The organism is Streptococcus cristatus (assembly GCF_963529205.1).
GTDB lineage: Bacteria > Bacillota > Bacilli > Lactobacillales > Streptococcaceae > Streptococcus > Streptococcus cristatus_O.
In genome coordinates this window covers 25,006-47,151 of sequence record NZ_CAURYF010000012.1, presented here as the reverse complement: position 1 = coordinate 47,151, position 22,146 = coordinate 25,006, and the positions used below count along the sequence as shown (strand labels likewise).

The following is a 22,146-nucleotide window of genomic DNA, read 5'->3' as shown; positions in this document are numbered from 1 at the left end:
AGTGATTTTGATGTGTGCGATTTTTATTGCCTCTATAGGTCTAAATATGAATTCAACAGCTGTCATTATTGGAGCCATGCTGATTTCCCCTCTCATGACACCGATTGTTGGACTGGGATTCGGTTTAGCTATTTTTGATACGCGTTTAATCAAGCAATCTCTAGAGGTTTTATTGACTCAAGTGTTGGTCAGTTTGCTTGTCTCGACTCTGTATTTCTGGATTTCTCCCTTGTCTTATGCAAGTAGCGAGTTGATTGCACGAACCTCTCCAACCATTTGGGATGTTCTCATTGCTATTGCTGGTGGGATTGCTGGTGTGATCGGTTCAAGGAAAAAAGAAGCAAACAATATCGTGCCAGGAGTAGCCATTGCTACAGCTCTGATGCCGCCTATCTGTACTGCTGGCTATGGTTTAGCTAATGGAAATGTACGATTTTTATTGGGGGCTCTCTATCTTTTCTTGATCAACTGTGTCTTTATCATGCTAGCCAACATTGTTGGAACAAGAATTTTGATGAGAAAATCTCCTTTAACTTCATTTAAAGAGCTGAGCATTAAAATGAGAATTGGCTTGATTTCTTTGATTGTATTGTTGATTCTTCCAGCTAGCTATTCGGCAGTTACTCTGACAATAGAACAAGCGCGCAAAGAAGGGATCAAACAGTTTGTAGGAAAAGAGTTCGCCAATTATACGGTTATTAATCAAGTCTACAAGTCAAGTAACAATGAATTGGTCTTGACGGTTGTTGGAGATCCGATTTCAGAAGAAGAATTAGAAACGCTCCACCAAAAACAAGCCTCTTACGGTATTCAATCTGTTCAATTAAAAGTCAATCAAGTCCATAATTCGACAAAATTAGATAGTGATACGACCAAGGAATTTTATGAAACCATTGACAAGTATATCGATCAAAAACTCTCTGAAAAGGATTCGCAAAAAGATCTCGTAAAAGAAAATGAAGCAGACAAGGATTGAGGACGATGAACTGAATAGGTTTTTATGCCGTGTTTTTCTTGTTTGTTCTTCTTTCTTACCTATAACAAAATAAAATTGATGAATACGAGATTTTTCTTTAGATGAAAGAAAGTACATAGAAGAAAGGGATAGTGTAAATGAGTAAAGTATTTTACTGCAAATTCAATTTATAAAAAAACAACCAGAAAGAAAATATTAATTTCGCGGTTTTTCTTTCTGGTTGTTTTCTGATAACGGAGGTTTGCTCAAATGCTATAAGAAATAAATTAGGAGGTCTATCATCTAAAAAAATGTATGTAACAAAAAATAATTTAACTAATGGTGTGAACTTTTAGTATTTATCAGCTCAATTCGTGTATTTTTAGGATAAAGTTCACACCATTCAGATGAAATTAGTTGGAATTGGATGAAATTTCAAGTATTAAAAACTAGTGAAAACGTTGATTTAAAAGCTTTTTGAAATTTATCCAAATACATATTTATAAAACCAGATCTTAAGAAAGCTCGTAAAGCGTCACAATTCTCAAAATGTTAATCAATACGATTATATCAACGTTTCAAAGCACTCAAGAGTTTACCTCATGGGTGCTTTTTCGTGTTTTTTTGAAAAATTCACCTCAAAATCTACCTTAGTTTTATCTTAATCTTGAATATTATTTTGTTAATGGTCTTTTGTGTTATAATGTAAAACGATATGAAAAACAAAAGTATTTGTTTAAATTCTGTAAATGTTATTTCGTGTAAAGATAAGAAAAGTTGAATGTGGATAATGGTGGGAGATGGTTTACAATGATAAGTTTAGAGCTGCTGTCTGAGGAAAATAGTATAGATGTATATGCTTTTGAAAGAGAAAATCGGGAGTATTTTGAGCGGAATTTACCTCCCAGACCAGCTAACTATTTTGATCCAGAAGGTTTTAAAGAAATTACAAGGGAATTGTTAGCGGAACAAGAAAATCATGATGCCTACATGCATATTATTAGAGATTCGCTAGGCGTTATGGTCGGAAGGATTAATTTAAGTGTTTTAGGGAGTGATAGAAAAACAGCAGAACTTGGATATAGGATTGTAGAAAATGTTACTAATCTAGGCTATGCAAGCGAAGCGGTTAAACTTGTTTTAGATAAGGCATTTAGTGCTTATGGTTTAAATAGAATCATTGCGGGAACAGCAACGGATAATCTGGCCTCTAAGAGAGTGCTTTTAAAAAATGGTTTCACCTTTAGTAGGATCATAGAAAATGACTTACAAATGAATAATGAGTGGGTGCATACAGCAGTATTTGAGATAACGAATCTATAGTATTATCATTCCCAGTTTACTGACAAGACCAATGGAGTCATCAATCTTTGCGGACATTCAAGAATTTTCTCTGTATATCTCTTTTGTATAAAATCAAGAGTCTATCAGAAATTTCTCTGAATCATTTTTTTGAGATTTATAAAAGCCATTTTCACCAACTGTTTGATTAGCGATATCAGCTGTAATTACATATGCTTTTGTTACCTGTTTATCACTATGAGTTAAGGCTCCAGAAACAGGCTGTAGTGAAACTCCAGCTTGTTTTGTTAACCTGGCTCCTGTGTATCTTAGTTTGACATTCATGAATAGTTTTATTCTCTTCTGAAAAATCAATGCCTTAGCAATATAGAAAAACACCCTTATCCATAGTTTTACTAAAAGCATTGGATAAGAGTGTTTTTCTATAAGAACGATAGATGATGATTATTCTTCGTCTTTTTTGATAATGTTTTTAACGCCTTCGATAGCACCTTCAACAGCGCCTTTTGCGTCTTCAGCAACTTCTTTCGCTTTTGAAGCTAGTTTTTCAGCAGTGCCTTCTGCTTGAGTTTTTGTATCGCCAGTAAGTTTTCCCAATCCTTCTTTGAGAGAACCTTTAGCTTGGTTGAATTTTTCTTCGATTGACATGGAAATTTCCTCCCTTTATTAAATGTATTATCTAAGTTGGATGCGGTTTGATACTCATTCAAGCGAGATAATACATACAAGTATAGACTCTTTACTAAGAAAAAGCAAATAACTGCTACGAAATGACAAATAATTTTTAATAAGTCACGACATTAATTTCGCCTTTGTCATATTCTGCAATGAAGATATCGGAGACATTTTCAAAGCCTTCTTTTTGTAATTCGGTCATCAACCATTCTTCTGACTTGCCGATAGTTTCTAAGATTTCAAGTTGGACAACTCCATCGGTAATGATTGGATATTTCGGATTTTCATCGCCAATTCTTACGATAATCAACTGACCATTTTGCTCGATAACGGCTCTTTTGACTTCTTTCAGTTGGAAGACTCCTTGGGAGCGTAATTTCAGAGCGACGTCTGATGCGGATAGCCCTTTTGAACGACAGGCTTCAGGATCTAGTTTACCGTTTTTGATGATAATGGTTGGCTTCCCATCAATCAGATGCTTGATGTAGGAAACATTGGTGTTCAGCCATTTTAAGAGCAAAATCAGAATAGTCCAGATGATTAGGATGATTGCATATTGAAGGATAGTAATGGAGCTATTGTAGATGACCCCGCCGATAATGCCACCGAGAACAAAGTTTTGTACTTGGTCTGTTGCAGAGCTTGGTGCTAAATTTCCCTTACCTGTCATATTGATGACAAAAACGAGAGAAACGAGTCCCAAAGCTAACTTAATCGCAATTGTAATAAAAAAGCTCATTATTTTTCAACCTCCACGAGTTCAACGTCTGATTTGTACAGTTCCATTTTTTCTAATAAATAGCTATCCTGATCGGTTCCGCTAATAGCACGGTAGAATTGTTTGCCAACCTTAATGATAGCTCCATCTGTTGTAGCTGAAGTGTTGACGTAGACTTCTTCTTTCTCAACGCCTAATTCTTTTGAGACAACCTCAATAAAATGCAAGGAGCTACGGAATTGATTGTCATTTGACTGATTGTTTTGGAAGTTAGTAATGCTAATCAAAACAGTGGCTACTAAGGTCAAGATAGAAATAATGGACAGTTCGCGAAACTTACTTCCTCGTCTGTCTTTATAGGCCTTAAAGGCGAAAAATCCCGTCACCAAAACCAAGCAGGCTGATACAATCACCATCACCCAATTCTGCTGGCTAATCTGACTCAGTACATAGTCATATGAATAGAATTTCATAAGATCCCTCACTTTTTTTGAATTCAAGCTATTATAAAACAATTTAGCGGCTACATCAATAGCTTTATATCGGAAAAATAAGGTTTTCTAGAACTTGTTTGAAATATGAGTTTGACTGCTGGTGATCTTTCAAAAAGATACTGTATATTCTCAGGTAAAATATTTGCTTCATTCGAGTTTCCAAACTGCCAATAGAACTTGACAAAATCATTCAGAGTGCTAGAATAGGAGACAGGTAGAGGCCGATTTAGCTCAGTTGGTAGAGCAACGCACTCGTAACGCGTAGGTCACAGGTTCGATCCCTGCAATCGGCAGAAAGAAAACCAGCACCTTTTTATGGGGTTGCTGGTTTTGTTTATATAATTCTTATAAAGAAGTAAGAAAAGTTAGGCCACCTAATATCACTCCCGCAGCATTGGGAATAATGAGGATCCAGTCTTTTTTAGGTTCTTTTGTCCAACCGTAGATAACCCAAATCAGGCAAGAAACCGCTGCGAATAGTGGTTGGAAAGGTTGAGCTTTGGATCCTTGTAAGTTTGCGATAATTTGTGGAATATAAGCGACGAATACAAGAATTCCAATAAAAGCTCCAATAGATCCGACAAAACGATTAATTTTTTGTTTTGACATACGATACCTCCTGAACGTCCATTATATCAAAACGGAAAAAATTGTCAAATGAGACGTAAGCCAGTATGGAGAATAAGTTTTAGTTTTTATCTAAAACTAAGAGAAAGAGCCAAGTGTGGTTTGAGAAGTAGCGTTAGAATTGTTCATACCTGGTTTATCCATTGTTAGGCTGGATAGAGAGCTTATGATCATAGAAATAGTAGTAAATCAGTATTGTCGTGTTGATAAAAATGGGTAATGATTAATTTCTTTGAAGCCTTATGCTGGGAAAATTCAAGATTTTTTATTTCATTTTAATCTTTTAAAATAACCACTTACCAGCCCATATTGACCACTTACTGAAAGTCCCTTGTTTCTTTTCAAGAAATTGTTATAATGAAGATAGAAAGAGGGGAGGAGTGCTTATGAAGGTTCGGATTGAGCTAGACGATCGTTTGGCTGATACAGAATTGGTGATTCGAGTATCGCGGATTGATGAGAGGATTCAGAAGATCCAAGATGCTTTGAATGAAGTGACTGCTCCAGCCATTCTCTTTTATAAGGAAAATAGTGAGTATTTTGTGGACTTGGCGGAGATTCTCTTTTTCGAGACGGACGGAGCCAAAATCTTTGCCCATGCGCGCAATGATGCCTATGAAGTCAAGTTGAAACTCTACGAGCTGGAGGAATTGCTGCCTCGCTATTTTTGCAGAATTTCCAAATCAACCATTGCTAATGCTAGAGCGATTTATTCTCTAGAAAAGTCTTTCTCGGGTACCAGTTCCGTCCAGTTTTCTGAAACACATAAGAAAGTGCATGTTTCAAGGCATTATTATCAACTACTAAAAGAAAAGTTAAGTGAAGTGAGGTAATCATCATGAAAAAAACAATTCTAGGCGTCGGTTTTTTGGTTTTAGCCGGCTGGATTTTGCTTCAGGGAAACTTTGGTATTCCTATGTTCAATTTTAATATCTGGCCCCTGCTTTTGGTCGGCATGTTTGCGTATTTTGCTTTGGAAAATTTCTTGGAGCGAGATTTTGGTGCTGCCCTGATCATGACGATTATTGCTCTGATAATTGCTAATTCTGTCTATCACTTCTTGGCTATCTCTACAGGCACCTTGGTAATGGGTGGTGTTTTGGCCTGCATTGGGCTTAACATGATTTTTAAACCGAGAAGGATCTGGGGCGTTCGTTGTTTGTCTAGAAAGGGCTTGTCTACAACGGAAGGAGAGATTTCTTTTGGCAGCGGCACTCGCTATATCAATTCGGAGAATTTCGTCCATGATAAAGTAGAATGTGTTTTTGGTAGTGTGACCGTATATTTTGATAATGCCAGAATTTTAGGTGATTCTGCTAGTTTTGATGTGGAAGTAGCCTTCGGTAGTGCGACGCTTTATATCCCAAGTAACTGGCAAGTAGAGCTAAATGTGGACAATGCTTTCGGTACAGTGGTCAATCCGCATAATGTCAATGAGAAAGACAAGACTTTATATGTGCGCGGCAATGTTGCCTTTGGCTCTTTGAAGATTGTTTACATTTAAGAAAACGGATTATTGGTTAGAAATTGCAAAGTTTGGGAAAATGTACTTGCCAAACGTCAAGTTTTTTGATAATATAGTACGGTATGTGGTGCTAGCACATCCGTAATATTAGATCTAATAGGAGGAAACACACTAATGGCTAAAGTATGTTACTTTACAGGTCGTAAGACTGTATCTGGAAACAACCGCTCTCACGCGATGAACCAAACAAAACGCGCTGTTAAACCAAATCTTCAAAAAGTTACTGTTTTGATCGACGGAAAACCTAAAAAAGTTTGGGCTTCAGCTCGCGCGCTTAAGTCAGGTAAAGTTGAACGCGTTTAATACATGAAAGGGATTGGAAAGATTTATTCCTTCCCTTTTTTGTTGTTGAATTTTCAGACTAGACAGTTTATTTCTGTCCTTCCTCTTTTACACCCTGTCTAAAATATGGTAAAATAAACTATAAAATACTTTTGAGGTACAAGTGATGACTGTAAAAATCAATACAAAAGATGGTCAAATTGAGCTGACTGATGACGTGATTGCAACCATCGTTGGCGGCGCAGCAACCGAAATTTTTGGTGTGGTTGGAATGGCCAGCAAAAATGCAATTAAAGATAACTTTCAAGCTCTTTTGGGTAAAGAAAACTATGCCAAGGGTGTGGTCGTAAAAACGTCTGAAGATGGTGGTATTGCAGTTGATGTTTATACCGTTTTGAGCTACGGCATTAAAATTAGTGAAGTTTCCAAAAATATCCAAGAACGCGTTAAGTTTAGTTTGGAAAATCAACTTGGGATCACTGCCCACACAGTGAATGTCTATATCCAAAATATTAAAGTTGTAGGAGAATAATCGTGTCAAATATTACTACTAGTTTATTTCAAGAAATGGTGCAGGCGGCATCAACTCGTTTAAATAAACAGGCTGAATATGTCAATTCTTTAAATGTTTTCCCAGTTCCAGATGGTGATACAGGAACCAATATGGGCATGACCATTGAAAATGGTGCCAAAGAAGTAGCTGATAAGTCAGCATCAACAGTTGGTGAGGTGGCCGCTATCTTTGCCAAGGGACTCTTGATGGGTGCGCGTGGGAACTCTGGTGTTATCACATCTCAGCTCTTCCGCGGTTTTTCGCAAAGCGTAAAAGGCAAAGATGAGCTTGATGGACAAGCTTTGGCCCTTGCCTTCCAATCTGGTGTAGAAGTGGCCTATAAGGCTGTTATGAAGCCAGTTGAGGGAACAATTTTGACTGTTTCCCGCGGTGCAGCTATCGGTGCTAAGAAGAAAGCTGAAGCGACAAATGATGCTGTCGAAGTCATGAAAGCGGCTCTTGAAGGAGCAAAGACTGCTCTTGCTAAAACGCCAGATATGTTGCCAGTTCTCAAGGAAGTTGGCGTCGTGGACTCTGGTGGTCAAGGTTTGGTCTTTATCTATGAAGGCTTCCTTTCTGCCCTGACTGGCGAATACATTGCATCAGAAGATTTCCAAGCGACTCCGGCTACGATGACTGAGATGATCAATGCTGAACACCACAAGTCTGTAGCAGGCCATGTGGCGACAGAAGACATCACTTTTGGTTATTGTACAGAAATCATGGTGGCTTTGAAGCAAGGACCAACTTATGTCAAGGACTTTGACTACGATGAATTCCGTAATTATTTGAGTGAGCTTGGAGATTCCTTGCTGGTAGTTAATGATGATGAAATCGTGAAAGTGCACGTCCATACAGAAGATCCAGGTCTTGTCATGCAAGAAGGTCTTAAGTATGGTAGCCTAGTTAAGGTAAAAGTGGACAACATGCGTAACCAGCACGAAGCCCAGCTTGAAAAGGAAGAAAAATCTGCTAAACCAGCTGAAGAAAAAGAGTACGCTATTATTGCAGTAGTAGCTGGTGAAGGTCTTGCTGAAATCTTCAAGGCTCAGGGCGTGGATTATATCATTTCTGGCGGTCAGACTATGAACCCTTCTACAGAGGACTTTATCAAGGCTGTTGACCAGGTGAATGCGCGCAATATCATTTTCTTGCCAAACAATAAAAATATCTTCATGGCGGCTCAATCTGCAGCAGAAGTGCTTGAGCAACCAACGACAGTGATTGAAACGCGTACGCTTCCTCAAGGTTTGACAAGTCTTTTGGCCTTTGATAGTGGAAAAACTATCGAAGAGAACCATGAGCGAATGACAGTTGCCTTGAGCGACGTGGTCAGCGGTAGCATTACGACTGCAGTTCGTGATACGACCATTGATGGCCTCGAAATCCATGAAAATGATAACTTGGGTATGGTTGATGGCAAAATCCTTGTGTCAAATCCAGATATGTTGACAACTCTGAAGGCAACTTTTGCGAAGATGTTGGATGAGGACAGTGAAATTGTTTCTATCTATATCGGTGAAGACGGTGACGAGGAATTGGCAAATGGCCTGGCTCAAGATCTGATGGAAGAATATGAAGATCTAGAAGTTGAGATCCACCAAGGAAATCAGCCAGTTTATCCATATATTTTTAGTGTAGAATAATTTATTTGAGAGTGGGACAGAAATCGGTAATTCGTTAGAATTCGATTTTGTCGTCCCACCTCCGCACAGTTGAGTAGGGCTGTAAAAGCTGATGAAATCAGCGTAGTAGAGCCCACTCAACCACTGCGTCTTGCTCGATAATCCAAAGACAATTGAGAGGCTAGGACTTTTGTCCCAGCCTCTTTGATTTTTTTATATGCAAGATTTAGACAAGATAGTGGCATTATGGTATACTGGAAAAAATAAAAAGAAAAGGTGTACTATGAAAAAGTTATTTATTCTAGTTATTTCTGCTTCTGTGTTATTGACAGGTTGCGTATTTCCAAAATCTGGCAAGCATCGTCCGAAAGTTCCAGCTGAATCAAAAGTTGCTAAAACAAGTTCTAGCTCAAGCTCAAGTGACTCCTCTACGAGTGCTTCTTCTGAAAGTACAGCTATTGTCTCTAAAACCTTGGTCGGAGACCTCAAAGGCATCCATCATCGTGATACGGTGACCTATCGAGGAGATAAACTCTTGAAACTTCGAATGGAGCTGTTGAGTAATTTGCCAGAAGAAGCCAGTGGTGCTGCAGCTACTATGAGCCCAGAGGAAATGACAGCTATCATTCGAGAAGGAATGGAATCAGAACCAAACTACGTGGAAGCTAAGAATATGGAAGGAGTGACGATTGAATACTCCGTAACAGCTGATAAGAAATTACAGGCCATAGTTGATCTGGATTTTGAGAAAATGGATATAGCGAAAGCAGCAAGTCTATCTTTCTTTAAAGACTTGGGACTTAATGACATAAAAGACGCCTCTCCTTCAATGTTTATTTTGGGTATGAAATTAGGCGGCTTGAAAGAAGAATAAGAGTGTATAAAGGCGAGTTATCTCGTCTTTTTTGCTGCCTAGGAACCATGACATTTGTCATATGGCCTAGTGACAAAATCATCTAGTCGGAAGATGCAGGAAGTTTTATAATACAAGTAAGAAATGAAGAAATAGGGAGTAGTTACATGAAAATATGGTTGATAAAGGTAGCAGTCTTGAGTCTTGTTGGGATGATGTTTTATCAGTTGGCGAGAATGAGCGGAGCAAGTCTTTACCGCTTTCCTTGGGAGATTTTTGCTAGCTTGGGAATGGCTAGCTATGTCCTAAAGGAAGTGGCTAAGTTAAGCAAGAGGAGAAAGTAGAAATGAAAAAGCACTTGACCCTCTTATTCATTGGAGTTGCAATGGGTGTATGGTGTTTTCAGATGATACCGGGTTTTCTGTTGGAATTTCTACCCCGGCAATTTTATATAGGAGTATGGGGAGTGATTCTAGTTGTCTTTGTCATCTGGCCGCTCATCTATGATTTTATTAAGGAGGAAGATCATGAAATTGATTGAAGTGAAAAAGCTATCTAAAAGTATTCGGGGGAAGGAGATTTTACGCCACATTTCCTTTGATATTGAAGAAGGAGATTGTGTGGCTCTGATTGGTCCCAACGGAGCAGGCAAAACAACTCTAATGGACTGTCTCTTAGGTGATAAGTTTATGACTTCTGGCCAAGCCCTGATTCAAGGGTTAAAGCCAACGGACAATCGCCTGAAAGAGATGGTTGCCATTTTGCCTCAGGAAAATACAGTGGTGGGAGATTTGAAAGTCAAGGAACTCCTCGCTTTCTTTCGCTCTATCTATCCCAATAGCCTGTCTGAAGAGGAAATCGATGCCTTGTTGGGCTTTTCTGACAAACAAAAGAACCAGCTGGCTGCCAAGCTCTCTGGTGGTCAAAAACGTCTCTTCTCCTTTATCTTAGCCTTAATTGGCCGTCCAAAGATCCTCTTCTTGGATGAGCCGACTTCGGCTATGGATACTTCGACGCGCCAGCATTTCTGGGAAATAGTGGACAAGCTCAAGAAGCAAGGTGTAACCATTGTTTATTCTTCCCACTACATTGAAGAAGTGGAGCATACGGCTGACCGGATTTTGGTGCTCCACAAGGGTGAGCTAATCCGCGACACCACACCTTATGCCATGCGCAAGGAAGAGCAGGAAAAACACTTCACACTGCCCCTTTCCTACAAAGAAATCGTGGAAAAGATAGCTGGTGTAACAGAGATTGAAATCAAGCAAAAGGCTCTATCTTTTGCGACCAAGGATGCCAGTCAGGTCTGGCACATTCTGCAGGAGCATGGCTGTACGATTGAAGAAATCGAAGTCCGCAATCGCACCCTGCTGGATAGTATTTTTGAGACGACACAAGAGTAAAGGAGTAGCATCATGAAAAATATGGTTAGTTTAATGAAAATGGAGCTGATTTTGATGAAGCGGCAGGCAGCTTACTACCTGCTCTCTATCGGTCTGCCCAGCGTGTTCTATCTGATCTTTTCAGGAATAATGTCAGGTTCTGATGTACCGGCGCTTGTGCTCCGAACCTATCTCTTTTCTATGACACTTTTTAGTATCATGTCTAGTGCCTTTTTTAGCATTCCCAGCACCTTGCAGTCAGACAAGACCAATAACTGGCAAAAATTGATTCAGCATTCGCCAGTTTCTATGGTAGAATATTATATATCAAAGCTTTTTAGTACTTTACTGACCTTTCTGCTTTCCATTATCGTGGTCTTCTCTGTCGGACATTTCGTTCGTGGAGTCAATGTGCCCATGATGGACTGGCTAATGATTGCACTGATTCTTTTGATCGGTAGTCTGGTCTTTATCGCCATGGGCGTCTTGGTCAGTCTCCTGCCCAGTGCCCAGCTCATGTCAGTCGTAGGCAATATCGTCTATATGGCTTTAGCAGTCTTGGGTGGCCTTTGGTTTCCTCTGACTATGTTTCCAGACTGGCTACAATCCATCGGCAAGCTAACGCCAAGCTATCAGCTCATGCAGGTGGTCTCTTCCTATTTGGAACACCATGACTGGAATGTGTCTGCCATGCTAATCGTCCTGGCCTATACCATTTTCTTTAGCATTTTAGTCCTTCAGCTCAAAAAACGGATTGAGGTTAAATAGTTTTATGTGGGAAAAGTTCAAAAACATACATCATATGTTTCATATTTCTCTGGTCTTTATCATCTTTCCGATAGCGGGTGTCATCAGTGGTGAGTACCCGCTTTTGACTTTGCTTTGGACAGCATTGTTAATAGGGGCCTATTACACCATCCTCACGGAGACAAAACCTTTCTACCAGGCTCTATCTTGGTGGGTCATGCTTGCTTACATTTTTTACACTCCCATTTGGCTGAATGTGGGCTTCGTTTGGTATATTTTTTATTTGTCCAATCTTCTTGTTTATCATTACAATGATATTTCCCTTAAATCTTGGCGCTTTTGGAGTTTCCTAGCTGTCCAACCAGCTCTTCTGGTCGGGGTGTATCTGCAACATCAATTGAGCACTGGCTATCTGGTCTTTTTCTCAACGACCTTTCTCTTTGCGGATTTCTTGACGCTAGGTCTGCATCGTATCCAAGTTGCTGAACAGCTCAAGGAGGAAAAAAGCAAGCAGAATGCTCAGCTCAATCTTTTCTTAGCGGAAAATGAGCGCAATCGAATCGGACGGGATTTACATGATAGTTTGGGCCATACCTTTGCCATGCTCAGTGTCAAGACAGAGTTGGCCCAGCAATTCCTACAAATGGAGGCCTACGAGCAGGCGGAGAAAGAGATGGAGGAAGTGCGACGAATCAGTAAGCAGGCTATGGCTGATGTTCGACGGATTGTAGATAATCTCAAGACGCGGACGCTAGATGAAGAATTAAATACAATCCGAACCATGCTGGAAATGAGCGATATTGACTTGGAGCTTCATAATCAGCTCAATGTAGCCAGTATCCCTACGGAAATGCAGTTTACTATTAGTATGATTTTGTTGGAATTAGCAACCAATATTATCAAGCATGCGGAGGCCAAGAAGTCCAGAATTGATTTGTATAGTCAGAACCGAGATTTGATCTTGGAAGTTGAAGATGATGGTCGAGGCTTTAAGCAAGTCACTGGCCGAGAGCTACATTCAGTTCGAGAGCGCTTGGAGGGGCTTGATGGTAGCGTGGAGGTCATCAGTAATCACAAGCCAACCATTATTCGCGTGCGCTTGCCGTATAGGGTTAAAGGAGAAGAGCGATGAAGATATTATTAGCAGAAGACCAGAGTATGCTGCGGGATGCTCTTAGCCAGCTCTTGCAATTGCAGCCGGATGTTACTAGTGTTTCTCAAGCAGCAGATGGTCGTGAAGCTATGGAGCTGCTCAAGACCAATCCAGTCGATGTGGCTATCTTGGATGTAGAAATGCCCTATCAGACGGGGCTGGATGTTCTAGAATGGGTGAAGGAGCATCAGCCAGCTGTCAAGGTCATCATTGTGACGACTTTTAAGCGGCCAGGCTATTTTGAGCGAGCGGTTAAGGCGGATGTTGATGCCTATGTACTCAAGGAACGTAGCATTGCGGATCTGATGAAAACCATCCACACTGTCTTGGCTGGACAAAAAGAATACTCACCTGAACTCATGGAAGTGCTGATGACTCATAAAAATCCCCTCTCTCATCAGGAGCTTCTAGTCTTAGAAGCAGCAGCAACTGGGCTCTCCAATAAAGAAATTGCGGAAAAGCTCTATTTATCAAATGGAACTATTCGCAACTATATGTCGACCATCCTGACCAAGCTAGCAGCAGACAATCGTACGGAAGCTGTCCGGATTGCTCAAGAACAAGGATGGATATAAAATAATTATCTCGCTACATTCGGATTTAGCGGGATTTTCTTATCTTTTTCAATCAGAATGAAAAAAAGCATCCGCGATACTTGCAATTTTTTTCAAAAATGTTATCATAGTAGAAAGCTTTTTGAATTTTTAGAAAATTGTAAATAAATGAAAGGGGAAATATGGAAAGAATCCAATTAGAAACTCCTAAGTCCGGCTCGCAGCTGGTCTTGGAAACCTTGAAAAATCTTGGTGTTGATACTATTTTTGGCTATCCTGGTGGTGCAGTCTTGCCTCTCTATGATGCTATTTATAGCTTTAAAGGTATCCGCCATATTCTTGGTCGCCATGAGCAGGGGTGTGTTCATGAAGCAGAAGGCTACGCTAAGTCTACTGGGAAAATTGGTGTGGCCGTTGTAACTAGTGGCCCGGGGGCAACCAATGCCATTACTGGGATCGCCGACGCTATGAGTGACAGTGTTCCCCTTTTGGTTTTTACTGGGCAGGTAGCGACGCCAGGCATTGGTAAGGATGCCTTTCAAGAAGCCGACATTGTCGGTATTACTACTCCCATCACTAAGTACAATTATCAGGTACGGGAGACGGCAGACATACCAAGAATCATTACGGAGGCCATTCATATTGCGACCACAGGTCGTCCTGGGCCAGTCGTTATTGATTTGCCAAAGGATGTCTCAGCTCTGGATACGGACTTTATCTATGACACTCAGTTGCATCTGCCAAGCTATCAGCCAACAATTGAGCCTAATGACTTACAGATTAAGAAGATTCTTAAACAGCTTTCTAAGGCAAAAAAACCTGTTCTTCTTTCTGGTGGTGGTATTAGCTATGCAGGAGCAGCAGCGGAGATGGTTGCTTTTGCAGAGCGGTATCAGATTCCAGTAGTGACCTCATTGTTGGGTCAGGGAACGATTGCGACAGATCATCCTTTGTTCTTGGGTATGGGTGGCATGCATGGTTCTTTCGCGGCTAATATTGCTATGACGGAAGCGGACTTCATGATTAGCATTGGATGTCGTTTTGATGACCGTCTGACTGGTAATCCTAAGACCTTTGCTAAAAGTGCTAAGGTGGCCCACATTGATATCGATCCAGCAGAGATCGGTAAAATCATCAGCGTGGATATTCCTATTGTAGGAGATGCCAAGAAAGCTTTGCAAATGTTGCTTGAAGAAGAGCAAGTGCACAACAATACCAGCAAGTGGATAGAAAAGGTGACACGAGACAAGGAGCGGGTGCGCTCCTATGATAAGAAGGAACGAGTTGTCCAACCTCAGGCTGTTATTGAGCGCGTGGGGGAGTTGACCAAGGGCGATGCCATTGTGGTAACGGACGTCGGCCAGCACCAGATGTGGACAGCCCAGTATTATCCTTATCGAAACGAACGTCAGTTAGTTACGTCTGGTGGTCTTGGAACCATGGGCTTTGGTGTTCCAGCAGCGATTGGGGCTAAGATTGCCAATCCAGATAAGGAAGTAGTTCTCTTCGTTGGAGACGGTGGCTACCAGATGACCAATCAAGAGATGGCCATCCTTAATATCTACAAGATTCCGATTAAGGTTATCATGCTCAATAATCATTCGTTGGGGATGGTTCGTCAGTGGCAGGAAGCCTTCTATGATGGTCGTACCTCCGAGTCAGTCTTTGACAGTTTGCCAGATTTTCAGCTGATGGCTCAGGCTTATGGTGTCAAATCCTATAAATTTGATAATCCAGAGACCATTGCTCAAGATTTGGAAGTCCTGAAAGACGACATACCGATGTTTATCGAGGTAGATATTTCCCGCAAGGAGCACGTGCTTCCAATGGTGCCGGCTGGCAAGAGCAATCATGAGATGTTGGGGGTGAAGTTCCATGCGTAGAATGTTGACAGCTAAACTCCAAAATCGTTCAGGTGTTCTGAACCGCTTCACTGGTGTGCTTTCCAGACGTCAGGTCAATATCGAGAGTATCTCTGTCGGTGCGACCGAGGATGAAAATGTCTCTCGGATTACCATTATCATTGATGTAAATTCCCTCAATGAAGTGGAGCAGATTATCAAGCAGCTCAATCGCCAAATTGATGTGATTCGAGTGCGGGATATTACAGATCATCCTCACTTAGAACGGGAAGTTATCTTGATCAAGGTATCGGCACCAGTTGCTAAGCGTGCAGAAATCTTGGCCATTATCCAGCCTTTCCGTGCAACGGTAGTCGATGTGGCGCCAAGCTCGATCACTATCCAGATGACGGGCGATGCAGAAAAGAGCGAAGCGCTTTTACGAGTCATCCGTCCTTACGGCATTCGCAATATCGCACGGACTGGGGCAACTGGCTTTACCCGTGATTAACACTCTTCGAAAATCTCTTCAAACCACGTGAGCTTCGCCTTGCCGTAGGTATATGTTACTGACTCCGTCAGTCTTATTGACAACCTCAAAGCAGTGCTTCGAGCAACCTACAGCTAGCTTCCTAGTTTGATCTTTGATTTTCAGTGAGTATAAAACCCTACTTAAATTTGTTAAAACCGCCTAAGAGGCAATAAAAATAGAAAAGAGAGTAAACATTATGGCAGTAACAATGGAATACGAAAAAGATGTAAAAGTAGCAGCACTTGACGGTAAAAAGATCGCCGTTATCGGTTATGGTTCACAAGGTCATGCTCATGCACAAAACTTGCGTGATACAGGTCATGATGTGATTATCGGTGTTCGTCCTGGTAAGTCATTTGACAAGGCTAAAGAAGATGGTTTTGCTACATACACAGTAGCAGAAGCTGCTAAATTGGCTGATGTTATCATGATCTTGGCTCCAGATGAAATCCAACAAGAACTTTACGAAACAGAAATTGCTCCTAACTTGGAAGCTGGTAACGCAGTTGGATTTGCTCATGGTTTCAATATCCACTTTGAATTTATCAAAGTTCCTGCAGATGTAGATGTCTTCATGTGTGCTCCTAAAGGACCAGGACACTTGGTACGTCGTACTTACGAAGAAGGATTTGGTGTTCCAGCTCTTTATGCAGTCTACCAAGACGCCACAGGAAATGCGAAAAACATTGCTATGGACTGGTGTAAAGGTGTTGGTGCAGCTCGTGTTGGTTTGCTTGAAACAACTTACAAAGAAGAAACTGAAGAAGATTTGTTTGGTGAACAGGCTGTACTTTGTGGTGGTTTGACTGCCCTGATCGAAGCAGGTTTTGAAGTCTTGACAGAAGCAGGCTATGCTCCAGAATTGGCTTACTTCGAAGTGCTGCACGAAATGAAATTGATTGTGGACTTGATCTATGAAGGTGGATTTAAGAAAATGCGTCAATCTATTTCAAACACTGCTGAATACGGTGACTATGTATCAGGTCCACGTGTGATTACTGAGCAAGTTAAAGAAAACATGAAAGCTGTCTTGGCAGACATCCAAAATGGTAAATTTGCAAATGACTTTGTAAATGACTATAAAGCTGGACGTCCAAAACTCACTGCTTACCGTGAACAAGCAGCTAACCTTGAAATTGAAAAAGTCGGTGCGGAATTGCGTAAAGCAATGCCATTCGTTGGTAAAAACGACGACGACGCTTTCAAGATCTACAACTAAGATTGTGTGGAAAACTCAGCTGGTATCCCAGCTGAGTTTGTTTACCTCATTTGGAAAGGAAAAGGAATGTTAACAGCAAAAGATATCGTCCGTGCTCATAAGGTATTAAAAGATGTTGTTGTCAATACACCGCTTGATTATGATCATTACTTGTCAGAGAAGTACGGGGCAAAGATTTATCTTAAAAAGGAAAATGCCCAACGTGTCCGTTCTTTCAAAATACGTGGTGCCTATTATGCTATTTCTCAGTTGAGTAAAGAAGAGCGAGAACGCGGGGTTGTCTGCGCTTCTGCGGGAAACCACGCTCAGGGTGTCGCATACACCTGTAATGAAATGAAAATCCCAGCGACTATTTTTATGCCTATCACAACTCCTCAACAAAAAATTGGACAGGTTCGTTTCTTTGGTGGCGATTTTGTTACGATTAAGCTAGTAGGAGATACTTTTGATGCTTCTGCTCGGGCGGCTATGGAATTCACTCGGATGGAAAATCGGACTTTCATCGATCCTTTTGATGATGCTCATGTTCAAGCAGGTCAGGGAACGGTTGCTTATGAAATCCTAGAAGATACAGCTCGGGAGTCCATCGATTTAGACTTGGTCTTGGTACCAGTAGGAGGCGGTGGTCTCATCGCGGGAGTATCCACTTACATCAAGGAAAGCCAGCCACAAATTGAAGTGATTGGGGTAGAGGCCAATGGTGCCCGCAGTATGAGGGCGGCTTTTGAAGCAGGCGGTCCTGTCAAACTCAATGAAATTGACAAATTTGCGGACGGTATCGCAGTTCAAAAGGTAGGGGCCTCTACTTATGAAGCAACGAAAAAGAATGTAGAAACACTTATCGGGGTTGATGAAGGCTTGATTTCTGAAACCTTGATTGATCTCTATTCTAAACAAGGAATCATCGCAGAGCCTGCTGGTGCAGCTAGCGTGGCGGCCTTGGAAGTGTTGCGAGAATATATCAAAGGAAAAACTGTCTGCTGTATTATTTCGGGAGGAAATAATGACATTAATCGTATGCCTGAAATGGAAGAGCGTGCCCTCATTTATGATGGCATCAAGCATTATTTTGTAGTAAATTTCCCGCAGCGGCCTGGTGCCTTACGTGAATTTGTAAATGATATTTTAGGGCCAAATGATGACATCACTCGATTTGAATACATCAAGCGAGCCAGCAAAGGAACCGGACCAGTCCTGATTGGGATTGCTCTGGCCAATAAACATGACTATGCAGGCCTGATCAATCGAATCGAGCATTTTGACCCTTCCTTCATCAATCTAAACGGAAATGAAACGCTTTATAATATGTTAGTCTGATCCTAAAAATATTTTAGTAAAACCCCACTTTTTAATTGCAAGTGAGTGAGGACTGTGCTAGAATATACTATATTAAATTAAGGAGATGCGCTTATGTTACTGAATTTCTTTTTCTTCTTTCTCATTTTTCTTCTTCTTTGTGGTCTATTGGCATTTAGCTCGCTTTATGTCGTGCGCCAGCAATCTGTTGCCATCATTGAGCGTTTTGGTCGTTACCACAAGACTAGTACAAGTGGGATGAATGTCCGTTTGCCTTTGGGAATTGACAAAATCGCTGCTCGTGTTCAGTTGCGTTTGCTACAAAGCGATATTGTTGTTGAGACCAAGACTCAGGATAATGTCTTTGTGACCATGAATGTTGCGACCCAATATCGGGTAAATGAACACAATGTGACAGATGCTTACTATAAACTCATGCGGCCAGAAGCGCAGATTAAGTCCTACATCGAAGATGCTTTGCGTTCCTCTGTTCCTAAGCTGACCTTGGACGAGCTCTTTGAAAAGAAAGATGAGATCGCCCTAGAAGTTCAAAAGCAGGTAGCTGAAGAAATGTCGACTTATGGCTACATCATTGTCAAGACCTTGATTACCAAGGTTGAGCCAGATGCAGAAGTTAAACAGTCCATGAACGAAATCAATGCGGCTCAACGCAAGCGCGTGGCAGCTCAGGAATTGGCAGAAGCAGATAAGATTAAAATTGTAACTGCTGCAGAAGCCGAGGCTGAGAAAGACCGTCTTCATGGGGTCGGTATTGCAGAGCAGCGGAAGGCAATCGTAGACGGCTTAGCAGACTCAATTAAGGAGCTCAAAGGCGCCAATGTTGAGTTGACAGAAGAACAAATTATGTCCATCCTCTTGACCAACCAATATCTAGATACCTTGAATAATTTTGCAGATAAGCAAGGAAATAACACGATCTTCCTCCCAGCAAATCCTGATGGAGTGGAGAGTATTCGCACCCAGATCCTTTCAGCCCTCAAAGCTAAATAAATATAGAATATTCAGAATTATTTAATTTGTTTGTTTTGGTTTTTCTAAGTTGACAAACTGTATAAAAACCATTATATTAGTATTCGAAATAAGTTAGAGAGGAGTAAGAAATGGCTAAATCAAATTTTGAAAAAGTAGAGTCAGTCGTTGGATGGGTTCGTGACAAAAAAATTACAGGTTACCGTATTAGTAAAGAAACAAACGCGCGTGAAATGTCAATTATTGCTCTTGCTCAAGGACGTGCAAAAGTAAAGAATATTTCTTTTGAAACAGCTCTTGGCTTGATTGATTTCTACGATAAGAATCATGAAAAGTTTGAAGACTAATCTTCAAAAAGTGGGGAAACCCGCTTTTTTATTTTGCGAATAAAAAAACAAGGCGGATGTATCTTTTTCCGTCTTGTTTGTTTGATTGGTTGTTTATTTCAAAAAGCGATGTAGGAATTCCTTGGTTCGTTCTTCTTTAGGATTGGTAAAGAATTCTTGTGGAGTGCCTTCTTCTGCGATGACGCCCTTATCCATAAAGATAACACGGCTGGAAACATCGCGGGCAAATTCCATTTCGTGGGTCACGACAATCATGGTCAGGCCTTCTTTAGCCAGTTCCTTCATGATTTTCAGGACTTCGCCGACCATTTCTGGGTCAAGAGCTGAAGTTGGTTCATCGAAAAGGATGGCATCAGGATTCATGGAAAGCGCACGCGCAATGGCAACCCGCTGTTTTTGTCCACCTGAAAGCTGTTTAGGCTTAGCTTGCCAGTAGAGCTCACCCATACCTACCTTTTCCAGATTTTCTTTGGCAATCTTTTCTGCCTCAGCACGCTCTCTTTTGAGTACGGTTGTCTGAGCTACGATGGTATTTTCTAGGACATTGAGATTTTCAAAAAGATTGAAACTTTGGAAGACCATGCCTAATTTTTCGCGGTAATGAGTCAGGTCGTAATTTTCATCCAAGACATTTTTCCCGCGATAGAGAATTTCGCCAGCAGTAGGTGTTTCGAGGAGGTTGATGGAGCGGAGAAAGGTTGATTTTCCGCTACCCGAACTTCCGATAATGGAGATAACTTCGCCCTTGTGGACAGTCAGAGAAATGTCTTTTAAGACTTGATTCTCCCCATAAGATTTTTTGAGATTTTTAATTTCTAAAATTGTTTCGGTCATTGTTTCAATTCTCCCGTCTGCATTTGGTTGGCACCTGTTGTGTAATGATCTGTGTCAAACTTCCGCTCGATGAAACGTAGGATTCGAGTGATGGTAAAGGTCAAGACGAAGTAAATGACTGCGATAATGGTGAAGGTTTGGAAATACTGATAGGTCTGAGTTGCAATCGTATTTCCTGAGAAGTAGAGCTCTACCACGGAGATGACATTGAGGACAGAAGTATCCTTGATATTGATGACAAATTCATTACCAGTTGCAGGCAAAATGTTGCGGACCACCTGTGGCAGGACGACCTTGCGCATGGTTTGACCGTGGGTCATTCCGAGTGCAGTAGCCGCTTCGAATTGTCCTTTATCAACGGCAAAGATACCACCGCGGACAATTTCACTCATATAGGCACCAGTATTGATAGAAACGATAAAGATAGCTGCAGCTGTCCGGTCAATCGAAATGCCAAAAGCCTGAGCTGTTCCATAGTAGATAACCATGGATTGTACAATCATAGGAGTACCACGGAAAATTTCAATGTAAACATTGAGAAACCAACCGAATAGTTTTTGTAGGAAGGCTAAAGCCTTGTTTTTTGAAATCGGTGCTGTCCGATAGACCCCAATAAGCAAACCGATGAGGAGGCCAGCGATTGTCCCTGTAATGGAAATGAGCAAGGTCAAACCAGCTCCGCGTAAGAATTGTGGCCAATTTTCCTTCCAAATCTTAAGGACTTTATTGAAGAATGTGTCTTCAGCATCGTCAGTATCAGTGTCCACCGGCTGATTTTTAATCATTTGATCCATCAGTTGCGTTTGGTCATCCGTTGAGAGTTTAGCGATAGCTGCATTCGCTTGCTCGATTCGGCTGTCGTCTTTACGCATGCCGACGGCGATGGAAGCATCCTCTTCGCCAACTTCAAAGCCCTCTTTGAATTGAATCATTTTGAACTTAGAGTTAGCAGCTTCAGCTGTCAGAGCTTCGGGACGTTCAGAAATGTAACCGTCAATAACACCAGATTCTAGAGCTTGACGCATTTGGGCGAAATCTCCCATGGCCGTTTCTTGCTTGGCACCTGGCAGTTGAGAAATCAGATTGTAAAGATAGACACCTTGCTGAGAGGTGATTTTAGCATCTTTAAAGTCCTTGAGGGTCTTGGCATTGGCGTAGTTGCCGTCTTTTCGAACCAACATAACAGGCTCACTGGTGTAGTAGCTGCTAGAAAAGGCGATTTCTTTTTTCCGTTCGGCTGTTGGGCTCATACCAGCGATAATCATATCGATTTTACCAGATGTCAAGGCTGGAATCAGTCCGTTCCAAGAGGTTTTTACAACTAGAGGTTCCTTGCCCATTTCCTGAGCAATCTTCTTGGCAACTTGGACATCATATCCATTGGCGTACTGATTTGTTCCTTCGATTTTAACAGCACCATTTGAATCATCATCTTGGGTCCAGTTGAAGGGGGCATAGGCCGCTTCCATCCCAATTCTAAGATAATCATCCGCCTGAGCTACGGTAAAGGTCCCCAGACAGACGAGGAGGGCTGTCAATAAGGTTAAAATGAATTTTTTCATATTCTCTCCTAGTCCTTCTAAAATAGTTCTTTCTATTCTACCGAAAAATATTCGACTTTTCAATCCTGGTAAGCCCTTAC

General features: G+C 41.2%; 27 protein-coding genes and 1 tRNA gene. 21 read left to right on the top strand and 7 right to left on the bottom strand.

Annotated elements, in window-relative coordinates; genetic code table 11:
• Nucleotides 1–976 (top strand): DUF389 domain-containing protein (locus tag RWS39_RS04165; RefSeq protein WP_314480788.1); only part of this gene is annotated, 976 nt, incomplete at its 5' end.
• Nucleotides 977–1,765: 789 nt separating this feature from the next.
• Entirely contained in the window at nt 1,766–2,278 is a 513-nt protein-coding gene (locus RWS39_RS04160) for a GNAT family N-acetyltransferase (protein WP_314480785.1), read from the top strand.
• A gap of 93 nt (nt 2,279–2,371) precedes the next feature.
• Here the strand turns inward: RWS39_RS04160 and RWS39_RS04155 are convergent, their stop codons facing one another.
• The 4 genes from RWS39_RS04155 to RWS39_RS04140 form a co-directional block, all read right to left on the bottom strand.
• On the bottom strand, nt 2,372–2,662 hold the full coding sequence (locus tag RWS39_RS04155) for a hypothetical protein (RefSeq protein ID WP_314480782.1): 291 nt from the start codon (nt 2,660–2,662) through the stop codon (nt 2,372–2,374).
• A gap of 39 nt (nt 2,663–2,701) precedes the next feature.
• The gene (locus tag RWS39_RS04150) at nt 2,702–2,905 is read right to left on the bottom strand and encodes a CsbD family protein (protein WP_148877744.1); all 204 of its coding nucleotides are present in this window, start codon (nt 2,903–2,905) and stop codon (nt 2,702–2,704) included.
• A gap of 136 nt (nt 2,906–3,041) precedes the next feature.
• Nucleotides 3,042–3,671: a DUF421 domain-containing protein gene (locus tag RWS39_RS04145; RefSeq protein ID WP_282188063.1), complete on the bottom strand. Its 630-nt coding sequence runs from the start codon at nt 3,669–3,671 to the stop codon at nt 3,042–3,044.
• Nucleotides 3,671–4,123 carry a DUF3290 family protein gene (locus RWS39_RS04140; RefSeq protein ID WP_148877742.1) on the bottom strand — a complete coding sequence of 151 codons (453 nt, stop codon included), beginning with the start codon at nt 4,121–4,123 and terminating at the stop codon, nt 3,671–3,673. Before RWS39_RS04140 ends, RWS39_RS04145 begins: the two co-directional genes overlap by 1 nt.
• A 241-nt stretch (nt 4,124–4,364) precedes the next feature.
• Between RWS39_RS04140 and RWS39_RS04135 the strand changes: the two genes are divergently transcribed.
• Nucleotides 4,365–4,437 (top strand) — tRNA-Thr (locus RWS39_RS04135).
• A gap of 52 nt (nt 4,438–4,489) precedes the next feature.
• Here RWS39_RS04135 and RWS39_RS04130 read toward each other — a convergent pair.
• On the bottom strand, nt 4,490–4,753 hold the full coding sequence (locus RWS39_RS04130; RefSeq protein ID WP_005591744.1) for a SemiSWEET family transporter: 264 nt from the start codon (nt 4,751–4,753) through the stop codon (nt 4,490–4,492).
• 404 nt (nt 4,754–5,157) lie between these two features.
• Between RWS39_RS04130 and RWS39_RS04125 the strand changes: the two genes are divergently transcribed.
• The 18 genes from RWS39_RS04125 (at nt 5,158) to RWS39_RS04040 (ending at nt 19,670) form a co-directional block, all read left to right on the top strand.
• Nucleotides 5,158–5,604 carry a LytTR family DNA-binding domain-containing protein gene (locus RWS39_RS04125; protein WP_125446069.1) on the top strand — a complete coding sequence of 149 codons (447 nt, stop codon included), beginning with the start codon at nt 5,158–5,160 and terminating at the stop codon, nt 5,602–5,604.
• A 5-nt stretch (nt 5,605–5,609) separates the two neighbouring features.
• A complete protein-coding gene (locus tag RWS39_RS04120) occupies nt 5,610–6,275 on the top strand; it encodes a LiaF transmembrane domain-containing protein (protein ID WP_314480775.1) in 666 nt (221 codons plus the stop codon).
• Between the two features lie 135 nt (nt 6,276–6,410).
• On the top strand, nt 6,411–6,599 hold the full coding sequence (gene rpmB, locus RWS39_RS04115; protein WP_001140948.1) for a 50S ribosomal protein L28: 189 nt from the start codon (nt 6,411–6,413) through the stop codon (nt 6,597–6,599).
• Between the two features lie 145 nt (nt 6,600–6,744).
• Nucleotides 6,745–7,110 (top strand): Asp23/Gls24 family envelope stress response protein, encoded by a 366-nt coding sequence (locus RWS39_RS04110; RefSeq protein WP_005591747.1) that lies wholly within the window; start codon nt 6,745–6,747, stop codon nt 7,108–7,110.
• Between the two features lie 2 nt (nt 7,111–7,112).
• Nucleotides 7,113–8,777, top strand: coding sequence for a DAK2 domain-containing protein (locus tag RWS39_RS04105; protein ID WP_314480761.1), 1,665 nt, complete (start codon nt 7,113–7,115; stop codon nt 8,775–8,777).
• Between the two features lie 262 nt (nt 8,778–9,039).
• Nucleotides 9,040–9,630, top strand: coding sequence for an SP0191 family lipoprotein (locus RWS39_RS04100; RefSeq protein ID WP_314480758.1), 591 nt, complete (start codon nt 9,040–9,042; stop codon nt 9,628–9,630).
• A 146-nt stretch (nt 9,631–9,776) separates the two neighbouring features.
• Nucleotides 9,777–9,953 carry a hypothetical protein gene (locus tag RWS39_RS04095; protein WP_193389942.1) on the top strand — a complete coding sequence of 59 codons (177 nt, stop codon included), beginning with the start codon at nt 9,777–9,779 and terminating at the stop codon, nt 9,951–9,953.
• Between the two features lie 2 nt (nt 9,954–9,955).
• Nucleotides 9,956–10,150, top strand: coding sequence for a hypothetical protein (locus tag RWS39_RS04090; protein WP_062200355.1), 195 nt, complete (start codon nt 9,956–9,958; stop codon nt 10,148–10,150).
• Nucleotides 10,137–11,012: an ABC transporter ATP-binding protein gene (locus RWS39_RS04085; RefSeq protein WP_314480751.1), complete on the top strand. Its 876-nt coding sequence runs from the start codon at nt 10,137–10,139 to the stop codon at nt 11,010–11,012. The genes RWS39_RS04090 and RWS39_RS04085 overlap by 14 nt, the downstream gene beginning before the upstream one ends.
• A 12-nt stretch (nt 11,013–11,024) precedes the next feature.
• The gene (locus RWS39_RS04080; RefSeq protein ID WP_314480748.1) at nt 11,025–11,759 is read left to right on the top strand and encodes an ABC transporter permease; all 735 of its coding nucleotides are present in this window, start codon (nt 11,025–11,027) and stop codon (nt 11,757–11,759) included.
• Between the two features lie 4 nt (nt 11,760–11,763).
• Nucleotides 11,764–12,870, top strand: coding sequence for a sensor histidine kinase (locus RWS39_RS04075; RefSeq protein WP_314480745.1), 1,107 nt, complete (start codon nt 11,764–11,766; stop codon nt 12,868–12,870).
• The gene (locus RWS39_RS04070) at nt 12,867–13,466 is read left to right on the top strand and encodes a response regulator transcription factor (protein WP_314480742.1); all 600 of its coding nucleotides are present in this window, start codon (nt 12,867–12,869) and stop codon (nt 13,464–13,466) included. The genes RWS39_RS04075 and RWS39_RS04070 overlap by 4 nt, the downstream gene beginning before the upstream one ends.
• A 161-nt stretch (nt 13,467–13,627) precedes the next feature.
• Complete coding sequence (locus RWS39_RS04065; protein WP_314480739.1) at nt 13,628–15,328, top strand: acetolactate synthase large subunit; 1,701 nt, start codon at nt 13,628–13,630, stop codon at nt 15,326–15,328.
• Nucleotides 15,321–15,797 (top strand): acetolactate synthase small subunit, encoded by a 477-nt coding sequence (gene ilvN / locus RWS39_RS04060; RefSeq protein ID WP_005591757.1) that lies wholly within the window; start codon nt 15,321–15,323, stop codon nt 15,795–15,797. The genes RWS39_RS04065 and ilvN overlap by 8 nt, the downstream gene beginning before the upstream one ends.
• Nucleotides 15,798–16,014: 217 nt before the next feature.
• On the top strand, nt 16,015–17,037 hold the full coding sequence (gene ilvC / locus RWS39_RS04055; protein WP_314480737.1) for a ketol-acid reductoisomerase: 1,023 nt from the start codon (nt 16,015–16,017) through the stop codon (nt 17,035–17,037).
• Nucleotides 17,038–17,103: 66 nt separating this feature from the next.
• Nucleotides 17,104–18,354 (top strand): threonine ammonia-lyase IlvA, encoded by a 1,251-nt coding sequence (gene ilvA, locus RWS39_RS04050; RefSeq protein WP_037586260.1) that lies wholly within the window; start codon nt 17,104–17,106, stop codon nt 18,352–18,354.
• A 93-nt stretch (nt 18,355–18,447) separates the two neighbouring features.
• On the top strand, nt 18,448–19,344 hold the full coding sequence (locus tag RWS39_RS04045; RefSeq protein WP_314480735.1) for an SPFH domain-containing protein: 897 nt from the start codon (nt 18,448–18,450) through the stop codon (nt 19,342–19,344).
• Nucleotides 19,345–19,454: 110 nt separating this feature from the next.
• Complete coding sequence (locus RWS39_RS04040; RefSeq protein WP_001130035.1) at nt 19,455–19,670, top strand: capsule biosynthesis transcriptional regulator; 216 nt, start codon at nt 19,455–19,457, stop codon at nt 19,668–19,670.
• A gap of 93 nt (nt 19,671–19,763) precedes the next feature.
• Here the strand turns inward: RWS39_RS04040 and RWS39_RS04035 are convergent, their stop codons facing one another.
• Entirely contained in the window at nt 19,764–20,504 is a 741-nt protein-coding gene (locus tag RWS39_RS04035) for an amino acid ABC transporter ATP-binding protein (RefSeq protein WP_005591761.1), read from the bottom strand.
• Complete coding sequence (locus RWS39_RS04030; RefSeq protein WP_314480731.1) at nt 20,501–22,066, bottom strand: ABC transporter substrate-binding protein/permease; 1,566 nt, start codon at nt 22,064–22,066, stop codon at nt 20,501–20,503. Before RWS39_RS04030 ends, RWS39_RS04035 begins: the two co-directional genes overlap by 4 nt.
• Nucleotides 22,067–22,146 lie beyond the last annotated feature (80 nt).